The organism is Pseudomonas sp. NFACC41-3 (genome assembly GCF_900109505.1).
GTDB classification, from domain to species: domain Bacteria; phylum Pseudomonadota; class Gammaproteobacteria; order Pseudomonadales; family Pseudomonadaceae; genus Aquipseudomonas; species Aquipseudomonas chlororaphis.
Window position 1 is genome coordinate 312,103 of record NZ_FOAE01000004.1, and the last position, 14,465, is coordinate 326,567.

General features: G+C 59.1%; 12 protein-coding genes. 2 read left to right on the forward strand and 10 right to left on the reverse strand.

The genetic code is table 11. The annotated features are described in order from the left end of the window. Position 1: 1 nt before the first annotated feature. The 10 genes from BMY68_RS19555 to rpsB all read right to left on the reverse strand — a co-directional run bounded on the left by BMY68_RS19555 (position 2) and on the right by rpsB (position 10,500). Entirely contained in the window at positions 2-505 is a 504-nt protein-coding gene (locus BMY68_RS19555) for an OmpH/Skp family outer membrane protein (RefSeq protein WP_007924063.1), read from the reverse strand. Positions 506-550: 45 nt separating this feature from the next. Next, on the reverse strand, positions 551-2,938 hold the full coding sequence (gene bamA / locus BMY68_RS19560; RefSeq protein ID WP_085529950.1) for an outer membrane protein assembly factor BamA: 2,388 nt from the start codon (positions 2,936-2,938) through the stop codon (positions 551-553). Between the two features lie 74 nt (positions 2,939-3,012). Then, a complete protein-coding gene (gene rseP, locus BMY68_RS19565) occupies positions 3,013-4,365 on the reverse strand; it encodes a sigma E protease regulator RseP (RefSeq protein ID WP_085529949.1) in 1,353 nt (450 codons plus the stop codon). A 54-nt stretch (positions 4,366-4,419) separates the two neighbouring features. Further along, complete coding sequence (gene ispC / locus BMY68_RS19570) at positions 4,420-5,610, reverse strand: 1-deoxy-D-xylulose-5-phosphate reductoisomerase (protein WP_085529948.1); 1,191 nt, start codon at positions 5,608-5,610, stop codon at positions 4,420-4,422. After that, positions 5,607-6,413 carry a phosphatidate cytidylyltransferase gene (locus BMY68_RS19575; protein ID WP_009042384.1) on the reverse strand — a complete coding sequence of 269 codons (807 nt, stop codon included), beginning with the start codon at positions 6,411-6,413 and terminating at the stop codon, positions 5,607-5,609. Before BMY68_RS19575 ends, ispC begins: the two co-directional genes overlap by 4 nt. After that, a complete protein-coding gene (gene uppS, locus BMY68_RS19580) occupies positions 6,413-7,168 on the reverse strand; it encodes a polyprenyl diphosphate synthase (RefSeq protein WP_007924072.1) in 756 nt (251 codons plus the stop codon). Before uppS ends, BMY68_RS19575 begins: the two co-directional genes overlap by 1 nt. A 14-nt stretch (positions 7,169-7,182) precedes the next feature. Beyond that, positions 7,183-7,740 (reverse strand): ribosome recycling factor, encoded by a 558-nt coding sequence (frr, locus tag BMY68_RS19585; protein WP_085529947.1) that lies wholly within the window; start codon positions 7,738-7,740, stop codon positions 7,183-7,185. Beyond that, complete coding sequence (pyrH, locus tag BMY68_RS19590) at positions 7,737-8,480, reverse strand: UMP kinase (protein ID WP_007924076.1); 744 nt, start codon at positions 8,478-8,480, stop codon at positions 7,737-7,739. Before pyrH ends, frr begins: the two co-directional genes overlap by 4 nt. A gap of 208 nt (positions 8,481-8,688) precedes the next feature. After that, entirely contained in the window at positions 8,689-9,555 is an 867-nt protein-coding gene (tsf, locus tag BMY68_RS19595) for a translation elongation factor Ts (RefSeq protein ID WP_009042383.1), read from the reverse strand. Between the two features lie 204 nt (positions 9,556-9,759). Beyond that, positions 9,760-10,500 (reverse strand): 30S ribosomal protein S2, encoded by a 741-nt coding sequence (gene rpsB / locus BMY68_RS19600; protein ID WP_007924078.1) that lies wholly within the window; start codon positions 10,498-10,500, stop codon positions 9,760-9,762. Between the two features lie 407 nt (positions 10,501-10,907). On the opposite strand from rpsB, the gene map reads away from it, so the two are divergent. Continuing rightward, complete coding sequence (map, locus tag BMY68_RS19605) at positions 10,908-11,690, forward strand: type I methionyl aminopeptidase (protein WP_009042382.1); 783 nt, start codon at positions 10,908-10,910, stop codon at positions 11,688-11,690. A 47-nt stretch (positions 11,691-11,737) separates the two neighbouring features. After that, positions 11,738-14,440, forward strand: a complete 2,703-nt coding sequence (locus BMY68_RS19610; protein ID WP_053259793.1) for a [protein-PII] uridylyltransferase — start codon at positions 11,738-11,740, stop codon at positions 14,438-14,440. Positions 14,441-14,465: the final 25 nt, after the last annotated feature.

The following is a 14,465-nucleotide window of genomic DNA, read 5'->3' on the forward strand; positions in this document are numbered from 1 at the left end:
GTTACTTCAGCTGATTCATGCGCTCGATAACCTGGCGAGTGATGTCGTACTGAGGTTTGACATCAATCACTGCGCCACGCTCGAACACCAGGTCAAAACCACCTTTCTTGATGACTTCTTCCACGGCGCTGTCGAGTTTCGGCTTCAGTTGCTTGAGCATTTCACGATCGGCAACGGCCTTGGCTTCGTTCAGTTCCTTGGACTGGAACTGGAAGTCACGGGCTTTCTGCTTGAATTCGAGTTCCAGACGCTCACGCTCGCCTTGCTGCATCTTGTCGCCACCGGCAACCAGACGATCCTGGATGCCCTTGGCACTGCTTTCCAGGGTTTTCAGCTTGTTCAACTGCGGACCGAATTTCTTCTCGGCGTCCACTGCGTATTTCTTCGCAGCATCGGATTCCAGCAGTGCCATCTGATAGTTCAGCACGGCGATTTTCATGTCGGCGAAGGCCGGGCCTGCTACCAGGACAGTCGCCAGGAGAACCAATTGAGTCAACTTACGCACGATGCACTCCTACAAAATCCATTGTCGTTATCTTGGGTCGGACTCTTAGAAAGTCTGACCGAGGGAGAATTGGAACACCTGGGTTTCAGCGTTGTCAGGTTTCTTGACCGGCATTGCAAGAGCAAAACTCAGCGGCCCCAGAGCGGTTACCCACGTCACGCCGACACCCACGGAACTGGCCAGATTGCTCAGGCTGACGTCATTACACTGCGTATCGGAACGCAAACCACTAGGGTTTCTGACCTGCTCGCATTTGGAGTCGAACACATTACCCACGTCCCAGAAGACGGAGGTACGAAGAGAGCGTTGGTCCTTGACGAACGGCATCGGGAACAGCACCTCGACACCGCCCTGAATCAGCACGTTGCCACCGAATGGCAGCGGATCCTGATCGGGATCACGCGAAGTACCAGAGTTACCGGTCTCAAGCGCACCACGACTCGGAGTACTGCGAGGACCCAAGGTGCTGTCCTTGAAACCACGAACCGAGTTGAAACCACCAGCATAGTAGTTTTCATAGAACGGCAAGCCGTCGGTCGAACCATAACCGTCGCCATAACCCAGCTCGGTGTGCAGGCGCATGGTGTAGGTATCGGTCAGCGGCTGGAACAACTGGCCGCGGTAGTCGAGCTTGAAGAACGACAGGTCGCTACCTGGAGTAGTGGCTTCCAGCACCAGGCTTTGGGAATGACCACGGGTCGCCAGGACACCTTTGTTCAGGGTCGACTCGGACCAGCCGGCCGAAGCCTTGAAGTTCAGGTAGTTGTCGCCTTCGCGATTCACGAAGTCGAAGATTTCATCGACGGTATAACGACCGGTCTTGATCTTGTCTTGTTGCGCGGTCAGGCCGAAGGTCAGACGCGAAGTCTCGCTGATCGGGTAGCCAACGCTGACGCCGGCACCCAGGCTGTCTACCGCATAGCTCGCCACGTCGACATCGAGGTCGTCGTAGTCAGTGGTGCGATAGAACGCGTTGTAACCCAGGCTCACACCATCGGCAGTCCAGTAGGGGTCGACATAGCCGAAGTTGTAACGGCTTTGGTATTCGCTGCGAGTCAGGCCGATGCTGACCTTGTTACCGGTACCCAGGAAGTTGTTCTGGGTGATCGAACCACCGAGGATCAGACCGGCGCTCTGGGCGAAACCGACGCTGGCGGTGATCGAACCGGAAGCCTGCTCTTCTACTGCGTAGTTGACGTCTACCTGGTCGTCGACACCTGGCACGGCCGGGGTTTCGACGTTGACTTCCTTGAAGAAGCCCAGACGCTCCAGACGGGTCTTGGACTGGTCGATCAGGTAAGTCGAAGCCCAGCCACCTTCCATCTGACGCATTTCGCGACGCAGCACTTCGTCCTCGGACTTGGTGTTGCCGCGGAAGTTGATGCGGTTCACATAGGCACGCTTGCCCGGATCGACCACGAACGTGATATCGACCGTGTGGTCTTCGTCGTGCGGCTGCGGAACACCGTTGACGTTGGCGAAGGTGTAACCCTCGTTGCCCAGGCGGCGGGTGATCAGCTCGGAAGTGGTGGTCATCAATTTACGCGAGAACACCTGGCCCTTCTCGACCAGCAGCAGCGACTTGACCTGGTCTTCAGGCACTTTCAGGTCACCGCTGAGCTTCACGTCACGAACGCTGTACTTCTCGCCTTCGTTGACGTTCACAGTGATGTAGACATGCTTCTTGTCCGGGGTGATCGAAACCTGGGTCGAAGCGATATCCATGTTGATATAGCCACGGTCCAGGTAGTAGGAACGCAGGCGCTCCAGGTCACCGGAGAGTTTTTCACGCGCATACTTGTCGTCGTTCTTGAAGAACGACAGCCAGTTGGTGGTTTTGAGTTCGAACAGTTCGACCAGGTCTTCGTCCGGGAATACGGTGTTGCCCACGACGTTGATGTGCTGGATGGCAGCGACGGTGCCTTCGTTGATATTGACCTTCAACGCCACACGGTTGCGCGGCTGCGGCACCACTTCGGTATCGACGGTGGCCGAGTAACGGCCCTGGGCGACATACTGGCGCTGCAGTTCGTTACGCACACCCTCAAGGGTCGCACGCTGGAAGATTTCGCCTTCCGCGAGACCGGATTGCTTGAGGCCTTTCATCAAGTCTTCAGTGGAAATCGCCTTGTTGCCTTCGATTTCGATACTGGCGACGGATGGACGCTCGACTACCGTGATGACCAGGACATTGCCATCGCGGCCCAGCTGGATATCTTGAAAGAAGCCGGTTTTGAACAGCGCACGAGTGGATTCCACCAGACGACGATCGTCCGCCTGCTCACCGACGTTCAGCGGCAAGGCCCCAAAGACGCTACCCGCGGAGACCCGCTGGAGGCCGTTGACGCGGATATCGGAGATAGTGAAGGACTCGGCGTGAACTTCGGCGATCATCAATACGGAGAGAACCGCAGTTAGCAGCAGACGTTTCATGAAGTCCTTTCTTATTCCAACTGGCAATAAAGAAACTGCCGCAAAATGCGGCAGATTCGCAATTCAGCGAAGCGTTACAGACGACCCAGATCGTTGACCAAGGCAAGCAACATCACCCCGACCACCAAGCTGATACCGATCTGTATCCCCCAACCTTGCACCCGATCCGACAAGGGACGACCACGCGCCCACTCGATCAGATAAAACAACAGATGCCCCCCATCCAGTACAGGAATGGGCAGCAAGTTCAGAACCCCTAGGCTAATACTCAGATAAGCAAGGAAATTCAAGAAATCAGCAACGCCCGACTGGGCAGAAGCGCCCGCCACTTTAGCAATGGTTATCGGTCCACTCAAGTTTTTTACCGAGAGCTCGCCGAACAACATTTTCTTCAGTGAGTCGAGGGTCAGCACGCTCATGGTCCAGGTACGCCGGGCACCTTCACCAATCGCAGCCAGCGGACCATAACTGACCTCGCGAAGCATTTCCGGCGGCCAGTCGACTGCCTTCACCCCAGCCCCCAGATAACCACTGGCAACTTTCTCTTTACCGCGCGCGGCCAAGGTCACCGGGACGTCGATTTGAGCACCATCACGCTCGACGCGCAGCACAATTTTGGTATCAGGACGTACACGCACCCAGTCGACGACCTGCTGCCAATCGGTCAGCGGCTGACCATCCAGCGCCAGCAAACGATCGCCGGTTTTCAGGCCAGCCGCCTGGGCCGGGCCTTTCGGGTCGAGCTCGGCCAGAACGGGGGCGAGCTCCGGACGCCAGGGGCGAATCCCCAGGGAACGAATAGGATCCGGCTCATCGGTCCCCTTGAGCCAGTTGTCGAGCAGCAGCTCGCGAGGCGAATCGGCAGTCGAACCCTGCTCGCGAACCAACAACTGCAAGGTGCCGCTTTCGCCCAGACGCCGAACCAGCTGCAGGTTGACCGCCGACCACCCCACGGTGGGTTCGCCATCGATTGCAACAATTTCCTGGCCGGAACTCAGGCCTGCCTTGGCGGCAATGCTTCCAGCCTCGACACTGCCGATGACCGGACGCACCTGCTCGGTACCGAGCATCGCCAGCCCCCAGAAGAACACCAGCGCCAGCAGGAAGTTGGCGACAGGACCGGCAGCAACGATAGCGATACGCTGGCGCACCGACTTGCGATTGAACGACTGATCAAGCTGATCGACAGGCACTTCACCTTCGCGCTCGTCGAGCATCTTCACGTAGCCGCCCAGCGGAATGGCGGCAATCACAAACTCGGTACCCTGCCGGTCATGCCAACACAGCAGCGGCATGCCGAAGCCCACGGAGAAACGCAGAACCTTGACGCCGCAACGACGCGCCACCCAGAAGTGACCGAATTCATGGAAGGTGACCAGCACACCCAGGGCGATCAGGGTGCCGACAATCATATAGAGCGCGCTCATCTACTTTCTCCGCAATCCTATCCAGTGCCGATACGCTCAGGCTTGTCGCAATCCTTACCGGCCGTTGCGACCCAGCCACTGCTCAGCCAGGGCACGGGCTTTGGCGTCCGCCGCGAACACGGCGCTCAGTTCATCAACTGCAACAACCGGCTCGAGGCTTAAAACTTCTTCGATGATACTCGCGATCTCGGGGTAGCGGATGCGCCGTTCGAGAAACGCGGCAACAGCCACCTCGTTGGCCGCATTCAACATGGCCGGAGCGCTGTTGCCAGCTTCCGCGGCCTGGCGCGCCAAACGCAAGCAAGGGAACCGCTCTTCATCAGGCGCCTGGAAATCCAGGCGTGCCACGGCGAACAGATCCAGGGGCGGCACGCCGGAGTCGATCCGCTCCGGCCAAGCCAGGGCATTGGCGATCGGCGTGCGCATATCCGGGTTGCCCAATTGGGCCAGCACCGAACCGTCCACATAGTCGACCAGCGAATGAATCACGCTTTGTGGATGAATCACCACCTCGACCTGGGCAGGCTTGGCATCAAACAACCAGCACGCCTCGATCAACTCGAGGCCTTTGTTCATCATGCTGGCCGAATCGACGGAAATCTTGCGCCCCATGGACCAGTTAGGGTGAGCACACGCCTGCTCGGGCGTTACCTGCTCCAGTTCGGCCAGCGGAGTTTGGCGGAACGGGCCACCGGATGCGGTCAGCAAAATACGCCGCACCCCCACATTGCTCAACCCACGGGAAAAGTCCGTGGGCATGCACTGGAAGATGGCGTTGTGTTCACTGTCGATAGGCAGCAATACCGAACCACTCTTGCCCACCGCCTGCATAAACAGCGCGCCGGACATGACCAGTGCTTCTTTATTGGCCAGGAGAATTTTCTTGCCGGCCTCGACGGCAGCCAGGGTCGGACGCAAGCCCGCTGCACCGACGATAGCCGCCATGACCGCGTCGACTTCAGGGTCGGACGCCACTTCACACAACCCCTCCTCGCCCACCAGTACACGGGTGCACGAACCGGCATTGCGCAAGTCTTCCTGCAAGCTGCGCGCGGCAGCGATATGCGGGACGACGGCAAAACGGGGAGCGTGACGGATGCACAGCGCCAGCAACTCAGCCAGACGACTGAAACCGCTCAAGGCGAAGACCTGATAACGCTCGGGATGACGGGCAATGACATCCAGCGTACTGAGGCCGATAGAGCCGGTGGCTCCGAGAACCGTAATCTGCTGTGGGCGACTCACAATGCAGCCATCCACAACAGCACGGCGAATACCGGAATGGCCGCGGTCAGGCTGTCGATACGATCAAGCACCCCACCATGCCCCGGCAGCAAGTTACTGCTGTCCTTGATCCCGGCCTGGCGCTTGAACATGCTTTCGGTCAAGTCGCCGACCACCGAGATGAACACCACGATAGCCGCTCCGAGCAAGCCGAGGATGATCTGCCCGACGGACCAGCCCGCAACCAGACCGACCACCGCAGTGATCACCAGGCTCAGCAACAGGCCACCGTACACTCCCTCCCAGCTCTTGCCCGGGCTGACCTGCGGCGCCAACTTGCGCTTGCCGAACGCCTTGCCGGAGAAGTAGGCGCCGATATCAGCACCCCAGACCAGCACCATCACCGCCATGATCAACCAGTTACCCAAAGGCTGCTGCTTGATGAAGACCAGGCCTTGCCAGGCCGGCAGCAGAATCAGCAGACCGATCACCAGCTTGGCCGCGGCACCGGCCCAATGCTCACGGGTACGCGGATAGGTGAGCACCAGGAAAGTCGCCAGCCCCCACCAGAGCACCGCAGCACCCAGCACCCAAGGCGCGATACCTGGCAACAGCTGCATCAGGAACAACAGCGCAGCGACCACTACTGCATAGGCAATACGGGTCGACTGAGCCTCGAAACCCGCCAGGCGCGCCCATTCCCAAGCCCCGAGGGTCACCACCAGCCCGATAAACAGGGCGAAGGCGGAACCTTCGAGCAGGAAAAAACCGCACAAGGCGATCGGCAGCAGGATCAGCGCAGTAATGATTCGTTGTTTGAGCATTAAACCCGGGCTCCAGCTTCGACCTGCTCGCTCGTTTTACCGAAGCGGCGCTGGCGAGAAGCGTAATCGGCCAGCGCAGCGCGCATGGCATCGTGTTTGAAGTCCGGCCAGAACAGGTCGGAGAAGTACAGCTCGGCATAAGCCAGCTGCCAGAGCAGGAAATTGCTGATGCGGTGCTCACCACCCGTACGAATGCACAGGTCCGGCAATGGCAGGTCGCCAGTCGCCAGGCAGGTTTGCAACAACTCAGGGGTAATGTCCTCAGGACGCAGGTGCCCCGCCTGAACTTCCCGCGCCAGGCGCTGAGCGGCCTGGGCGATATCCCACTGACCGCCATAGTTGGCAGCGATCTGCAAAATGAAGCGGTCACTACCCGCAGTCATCGCCTCTGCCTCGCGCATTGCCGCCTGTAACTCAGGATGGAAACGCGAACGATCGCCAATGATGCGCAGGCTGATGTTGTTTTCGTTGAGGCGCTTGGCCTCGCGACGCAATGCCTTGAAGAACAGGTCCATCAAGGCACTGACCTCATCGGCCGGCCGCTGCCAGTTTTCACTGGAGAAGGCAAACAGGGTCAGCACCTCGACCTTGGCTTCGGCACAGACCTCGATCACTGCCCGCACGGCATCCACACCCGCCTTGTGCCCGGCGACGCCGGGCATGAAGCGTTTTTTCGCCCAGCGATTGTTGCCATCCATGATGATCGCGACATGGCGCGGCACCGAGGACGGCGCACTCTGCTTGGTCTTGTCCATTTAAAGCCCGACCCTTATACGGCCATCAGGTCCTTTTCTTTTTCGTCAGTTGCCTTAGCGATCTGAGCCTCGAACTCTTTGATCAGCTTGTCGATCTCAGCACCGGCGCGACGCTCTTCGTCTTCACTGATTTCCTTGTCCTTGGACAGCTTCTTCAGATCACCCAAGGCATCGCGACGAATATTGCGCACAGCGACCCGGGCATCTTCAGCAGCAGCACGCGCCTGCTTGGTGAAGCCTTTGCGGGTTTCTTCAGTCAGCGGCGCCATTTTGATCAGCAACAGCTCGCCAAGATTGGTCGGATTGAGGTTCAGGCCAGCACTGCCGATGGCCTTGTCGATTGCCCCAAGCATGTTGCGCTCGAATGGCACCACCTGCAGGGTCTGAGAGTCTTTCACAGTAACGTTGGCCACACCGCTCAATGGGGTGTCAGTGCCATAGTAAGGCACCATCACGCCACCCAGGATGCTCGGGTGCGCCTTGCCGGTGCGGATCTGGCCAAACGCGTGAGCCAGCGACTCCAGGGACTTCTTCATGCGCTCTTGAGCGTCTTTCTTGATTTCGTTGATCATTGTTCGCCTTCCTCGATCAGGGTTCCTTCAGCGCCGCCATGCACGATGTTCAGCAGGGCGCCGGGCTTGTTCATGTTGAATACGCGCAACGGCATCTTATGGTCGCGGCACAGGCAGATCGCCGTCAGATCCATGACACCCAGCTTGCGATCCAGTACTTCATCGTAGGTCAGATGATCGAACTTCTCGGCATGCGGGTCTTTGAATGGGTCTGCGGTGTACACACCGTCAACCTTGGTTGCCTTGAGCACTACGTCGGCATCGATCTCGATCGCCCGCAAGCATGCTGCGGAGTCGGTCGTGAAGAACGGGTTGCCGGTACCGGCAGCGAAGATCACCACTTCCTTGGAGTTCAGATGGCGCATCGCCTTGCGACGGTCGTAGTGATCGGTCACACCCACCATGGAAATGGCCGACATGACGATCGCCGAGATATTCGCACGTTCCAGCGCGTCGCGCATGGCCAGGCCGTTCATCACAGTGGCCAGCATGCCCATGTGGTCGCCTGTTACCCGATCCATGCCTGCCGCGCTGAGCGCCGCGCCACGGAACAGGTTGCCACCACCGATGACCAGGCCGACCTGAACACCGATGCCCACCAGCTGGCCGACTTCCAGCGCCATGCGATCGAGCACCTTAGGGTCGATCCCGAACTCTTCCGAGCCCATCAGGGCCTCGCCGCTAAGCTTGAGTAGAATGCGTTTATAGCGAGCTTGATAACCACTGCCCTGCTGAGCCATTGCGAATCTCTCCTGCGGCGTATTTTAAAAATTCTCTGCAAGCTGTTTGCAGCCTGCGTTCACTCTAGCTTGACGCTGTCACAGCGCCATCAGAACACGACTTTGTAAACCGGTTCCGAAGGCAACCCAATAAATTGGTTACCCCATTTGAAAAGAGGCTGCGCGCGTGAGCGGGCAGCCTCTTTCGGGCGACAGTTGAAAAACCGTCTTACTGTTGCTTGGCAGCAGCCAGCTGTGCGGCAACTTCTTCAGCGAAGTTGTCTTCTTTCTTCTCGATGCCTTCACCTACCGCGAAGCGGGTGAACGAAACGATTTCTGCGCCGCCTTTCTTGGCCAGGGCACCTACGGTGATTTCTGGATCCTTGACGAAAGCTTGCTCAACCAGGCTGGCTTCGGCCAAGAACTTGCTGATACGACCACCGATCATTTTTTCAACGATTTCGGCTGGCTTGCCTTTCATCTTGTCTTCGTTCAGCTGCAGGAACACGGCTTTTTCGCGCTCGATGGCTTCAGCGGAAACTTGCGATGGAAGCAGGAACTCAGGGTTGCTTGCAGCCACGTGCATGGCGATGTCCTTGGCCAGTTCCACGGAACCGCCTTTCAGGACAACCGCAACACCGATCTTGTTACCGTGCAGGTAAGTACCGACCACGTCACCTTCAACGCGAGCCAGACGACGGATGTTGACGTTCTCGCCAGTCTTGCCAACCAGGACCAGACGATCGGCTTCTTGAGCTTCGATCAGCGGAGCGGCATCGGTCAGCTTGTCAGCGAAAGCTTTTTCCACGCTGGCAGCAACGAATGCCTTGAAGTCGTCCTGCAGAGCCAGGAAGTCGGTCTGCGAGTTGACTTCCAGCAGAACGGCGGCTTTACCGTCGTCCTTGATGGCGATGGCGCCTTCAGCAGCGATGTTGCCTGCTTTCTTGGCAGCCTTGATGGCGCCCGAAGCACGCATGTCATCAATGGCTTTCTCGATGTCGCCGCCAGCCTTGGTCAAGGCTTTCTTGCAGTCCATCATGCCTTCGCCGGTACGCTCGCGCAGTTCTTTAACCAACGCTGCAGTAATCTCTGCCATTTTCAAATTCCTCTTGGATAGGTTTTCAACCATTCCACCCGACTCAACGGGCGATCAATTCTTGAGCTGCGCTCTCGAAAACCCTTGATAGCCGCCACACATGACAAGAACTGCAGGGGCGCCATCGGTAAATGATTTTCGAGGTGGCAAAAAGGGGGCCTAGCCCCCTTTTTGCGTACTGAGTAAACGCTAAGCGTCAGTTACTCAGGCTTCAGCTGCCGGCGCTGGAGCGTCTTCAGCGAATACTTCGGTGCCGCCAGCAACGTTGTTGCGGCCACGGATCACGGCATCAGCCATCGAACCCATGTACAGCTGGATGGCGCGAATGGCGTCATCGTTGCCTGGGATGATGTAGTCAACGCCTTCCGGGCTGCTGTTGGTATCGACAACGCCGATGACCGGGATGCCCAGCTTGTTGGCTTCGGTGATCGCGATGCGCTCGTGGTCAACGTCGATCACGAACAGTGCGTCAGGCAGACCGCCCATGTCCTTGATACCACCCAGGCTACGATCCAGCTTTTCCAGATCGCGAGTGCGCATCAGCGCCTCTTTCTTGGTCAGCTTGGCGAAGGTGCCGTCTTCCGACTGAACTTCCAGGTCACGCAGACGCTTGATGGAAGCACGGATGGTCTTGTAGTTGGTCAGCATGCCGCCCAACCAGCGGTGATCGACGTACGGCGAACCGCAACGTGCTGCTTCTTCAGCAACGATCTTGCCAGCGGAACGCTTGGTGCCGACGAACAGAATCTTGTTTTTGCCCTGGGCCAGACGCTCTACGAAAGTCAGAGCTTCGTTGAACATTGGCAGGGTTTTTTCAAGGTTGATGATGTGAATCTTGTTACGCGCGCCGAAAATGTACTTGCCCATTTTCGGATTCCAGTAACGGGTTTGGTGACCGAAGTGCACACCGGCCTTCAGCATATCGCGCATGTTGACTTGGGACATGATAGTTCCTTAATAAGTCGGGTTAGGCCTCCACGTATCCCAATGACCAACCAACAGCTTGTGCTGAGGGCACCCAGGTCATCGTGTCGACACGTGTGTGGGTTTAGGCTTTTCGGGGCATCCCCGGAAAGCGGCGCATTTTATACCACAAGAAGGGTAAAAACGGAACCCGGATTCTCATCTCCCCCGGAGCGCTTTTTTGCTCCCCCTTTGGAATCGGGCCAGAATGCTCCACTGTTATAGAAAGAAGCGACGCACAGAGCCTCAGATTTGCCCCGGGGCTCTGTTAGAATCGCACCTTTGAGGCTTTTGAAAGCACGGCGACCCCACAACGGGATCTGCCTTCGATACACCGTTTTCAAGCCATTCCGTGTTTATCCGCGCCACTGAGCGTCAAGAGAGCCTGTATGACCGTCACCCTCAAAACTCCCGAGGACATCGCAAAAATGCGTGTCGCCGGCAAACTGGCCGCCGAAGTGCTGGAAATGATTGCCGAGCATGTCAAACCCGGCGTGACCACCGAAGAGCTGGACCGCATCTGCCACGACTACATCGTCAATGTGCAGCATGCGATTCCCGCGCCGTTGAATTACAAGGGTTTCCCCAAGTCCATCTGCACCTCGATCAACCACGTGGTGTGCCACGGCATCCCGAACGAGAAGCCGCTGAAGGATGGCGACACCCTGAACATCGACGTCACCGTCATCAAGGACGGCTACCACGGCGATACCAGCCGCATGTTCCACGTCGGCACCGTGCCGGTCTGGGCCGAGCGCCTGTCGCAGATCACCCAGGAATGCATGTACAAGGCCATCGAACTGGTGAAGCCGGGCTGCCGCCTGGGCGACATTGGCGAAGTCATCCAGAAGCACGCTGAAAAGAACGGTTTCTCGGTGGTCCGCGAGTTCTGCGGCCACGGTATCGGCAAGGTGTTCCACGAAGAGCCGCAGATCCTGCACTACGGCCGCGCCGGCACCGGCATGGAACTGAAAGCCGGCATGACCTTCACCATCGAGCCGATGATCAACCAGGGCAAGGCCGACACCAAGGTACTGGGCGACGGCTGGACCGCGATCACCAAGGACCGCAAGCTCTCCGCGCAGTGGGAACACACCCTGCTGGTGACCGAGACCGGCTACGAGATCTTCACCCTGCGCAGCGATGACACCATCGCGCGCGTCTCGGCCTGATCCACGCAGCTGCGCCCTGACCTATAGATAGAAAGGAAAGCCAATCGATGCCGCAGGTGGATCCCGAATTGTTCGACCGCGGCCAGTTCCAGGCGGAACTGGCCCTGAAGGCAAGCCCTATCGCTGCCTTCAAGAAAGCCATTCGTCAGGCACGCGAAGTGCTCGACGAGCGCTTTCGCAGCGGACGGGATATCCGCCGGCTCATCGAGGACCGCGCCTGGTTCGTCGATAACATCCTGCAAAAAGCCTGGGACCAGTTCGACTGGAGCGACGACGCCGACATCGCCCTGGTGGCGGTCGGCGGCTACGGTCGCGGCGAGCTGCACCCTTACTCGGACATCGACCTGCTGATCCTGCTGGACAGCGCCGACCACGAGATTTTCCGCGATTCCATCGAACGCTTCCTGACCCTGCTCTGGGACATCGGCCTGGAAGTCGGGCAAAGCGTGCGCTCGGTGGAGGAATGCGCCGAAGAGGCCCGCGCCGACCTGACGGTGGTTACCAACCTGATGGAAAGCCGCACCATCTGCGGCCCCGAACGCCTGCGCCAGCGCATGCTCGACGTCACCAGCACGGCGCACATGTGGCCGAGCAAGGACTTCTTCCTGGCCAAGCGCGCCGAACAGAAAGCCCGGCACCACAAGTACAACGACACCGAATACAACCTGGAACCCAACGTCAAAGGCTCGCCCGGCGGCCTGCGAGACATCCAGACCATCCTCTGGGTCGCCCGTCGCCAGTACGGCACGCTGAACCTGCGGGCCCTGGCCGGCGAAGGCTTCCTGGTGGAAAGCGAAAACGCGCTGCTGGCTTCGTCCCAGGAGTTCCTGTGGAAAGTCCGCTACGCCCTGCACATGCTCGCCGGGCGTGCCGAAGACCGCCTGCTGTTCGATCACCAGCGCTCGATCGCCAAGCTGCTGGGGTTCGAGGGCAACGATGCCAAGCAGGCCATCGAAAGCTTCATGCAGCAGTACTACCGGGTGGTGATGAGCATCGCCCAGCTCAGCGACCTGATCATCCAGCATTTCGAGGAAGTCATCCTCGCCCCGGAAGACGAAGCGCCGCCGCAGCCGATCAACTCGCGCTTCCAGCTGCACGACGGCTACATCGAGGCGATCAACGCCAACGTGTTCCGCCGTACGCCGTTCGCCATGCTGGAAATCTTCGTGCTCATGGCCCAGCACCCGGAGATCAAGGGCGTACGCGCCGACACCATTCGCCTGCTGCGCGAAAATCGCCACCTGATCGACGACGATTTCCGCCACGACATTCGCAATACCAGCCTGTTCATCGAGCTGTTCAAGTGCGAGATCGGCATCCACCGCAACCTGCGGCGGATGAATCGCTACGGCATTCTCGGGCGTTATCTGCCGGAGTTCGGCCATATCGTCGGGCAGATGCAGCACGACCTGTTCCACATCTATACGGTCGACGCCCACACCCTGAACCTGATCAAGCACCTGCGCAAACTGCAGTACACCCAGGTTTCGGAGAAATTCCCGCTGGCCAGCAAGCTCATGGCCAAGCTGCCCAAGCCCGAGCTGATCTACCTCGCCGGGCTCTACCATGACATCGGCAAGGGCCGGCACGGTGACCACTCGGATATCGGCGCCGTGGACGCGGAAGCCTTCTGCATCCGCCACCAGTTGCCGCTGTGGGACACGCGCCTGATCGTCTGGCTGGTGCAGAACCATCTGGTGATGTCGACCACCGCCCAGCGCAAGGACCTGTCCGACCCGCAGGTCATCCATGATTTCGCCCAGGTCGTGGTCGACCAGACCCGCCTGGACTATCTCTACGTGCTGACGGTGTCCGACATCAACGCGACCAACCCGACGCTTTGGAACTCATGGCGCGCCAGCCTGTTGCGCCAGCTCTACACCGAGACCAAGCGCGCCCTGCGCCGCGGCCTGGAAAACCCGGTGGACCGCGAAGAGCAGATCCGCCAGACGCAAAGCGCGGCCCTGGACATCCTGGTCCGCGCCGGCACCGATCCGGACGACGTCGAGCAGCTCTGGGCGCAACTGGGTGACGACTATTTCCTGCGCCACACCGCCGGCGATGTGGCCTGGCACAGCGATGCGATCCTTCAGCAGCCGGCCGACGGCGGCCCGCTGGTGCTGATCAAGGAAACCACCCAGCGCGAATTCGAGGGTGGCACGCAGATCTTCATCTACGCCCCGGACCAGCACGATTTCTTCGCCGTGACCGTGGCCGCAATGGACCAGTTGAACCTGAACATCCATGACGCCCGGATCATCACCTCGAGCAGCCAGTTCACCCTCGACACCTATATCGTGCTCGACAACGACGGCGGCTCGATCGGCAACAACCCGCAACGCGTCAAACAGATCCGCGACGGCCTTACCGAGGCCCTGCGCAATCCTGACGACTACCCGACCATCATCCAGCGTCGAGTACCGCGTCAGCTCAAGCACTTCGCCTTCCCGCCGCAAGTGACTATCCACAACGATGCCCAGCGCCCGGTCACCGTGCTCGAACTGAGCGCTCCCGATCGCCCCGGCCTGCTGGCGCGCATCGGCAAGATCTTCCTGGAGTTCGACCTGTCGCTGCAAAACGCCAAGATCGCGACCCTGGGCGAGCGCGTGGAAGACGTGTTCTTCATTACCGACGCGCACAACCAGCAACTGTCCGATCCCCAGCTGTGCAGCCGACTGCAGGACGCCATCGTCGAACAACTGAGCGTCAGCCACGAACCGCCTACCGCCTTGACGCGCCTGAACTTCTGACCACGCGCCACGACCCGCTTTGAGT

Excerpts from the sequence above, each read along its gene's own strand:
- bamA (WP_085529950.1), bottom strand. The coding sequence starts at position 2,938 with ATGAAACGTCTGCTGCTAACTGCGGTTCTCTCCGTATTGATGATCGCC.
- rseP (WP_085529949.1), bottom strand. The coding sequence starts at position 4,365 with ATGAGCGCGCTCTATATGATTGTCGGCACCCTGATCGCCCTGGGTGTG.
- BMY68_RS19575 (WP_009042384.1), bottom strand. The coding sequence starts at position 6,413 with ATGCTCAAACAACGAATCATTACTGCGCTGATCCTGCTGCCGATCGCC.
- uppS (WP_007924072.1), bottom strand. The coding sequence starts at position 7,168 with ATGGACAAGACCAAGCAGAGTGCGCCGTCCTCGGTGCCGCGCCATGTC.
- frr (WP_085529947.1), bottom strand. The coding sequence starts at position 7,740 with ATGATCAACGAAATCAAGAAAGACGCTCAAGAGCGCATGAAGAAGTCC.
- pyrH (WP_007924076.1), bottom strand. The coding sequence starts at position 8,480 with ATGGCTCAGCAGGGCAGTGGTTATCAAGCTCGCTATAAACGCATTCTA.
- tsf (WP_009042383.1), bottom strand. The coding sequence starts at position 9,555 with ATGGCAGAGATTACTGCAGCGTTGGTTAAAGAACTGCGCGAGCGTACC.
- rpsB (WP_007924078.1), bottom strand. The coding sequence starts at position 10,500 with ATGTCCCAAGTCAACATGCGCGATATGCTGAAGGCCGGTGTGCACTTC.
- map (WP_009042382.1), top strand. The coding sequence starts at position 10,908 with ATGACCGTCACCCTCAAAACTCCCGAGGACATCGCAAAAATGCGTGTC.
- BMY68_RS19610 (WP_053259793.1), top strand. The coding sequence starts at position 11,738 with ATGCCGCAGGTGGATCCCGAATTGTTCGACCGCGGCCAGTTCCAGGCG.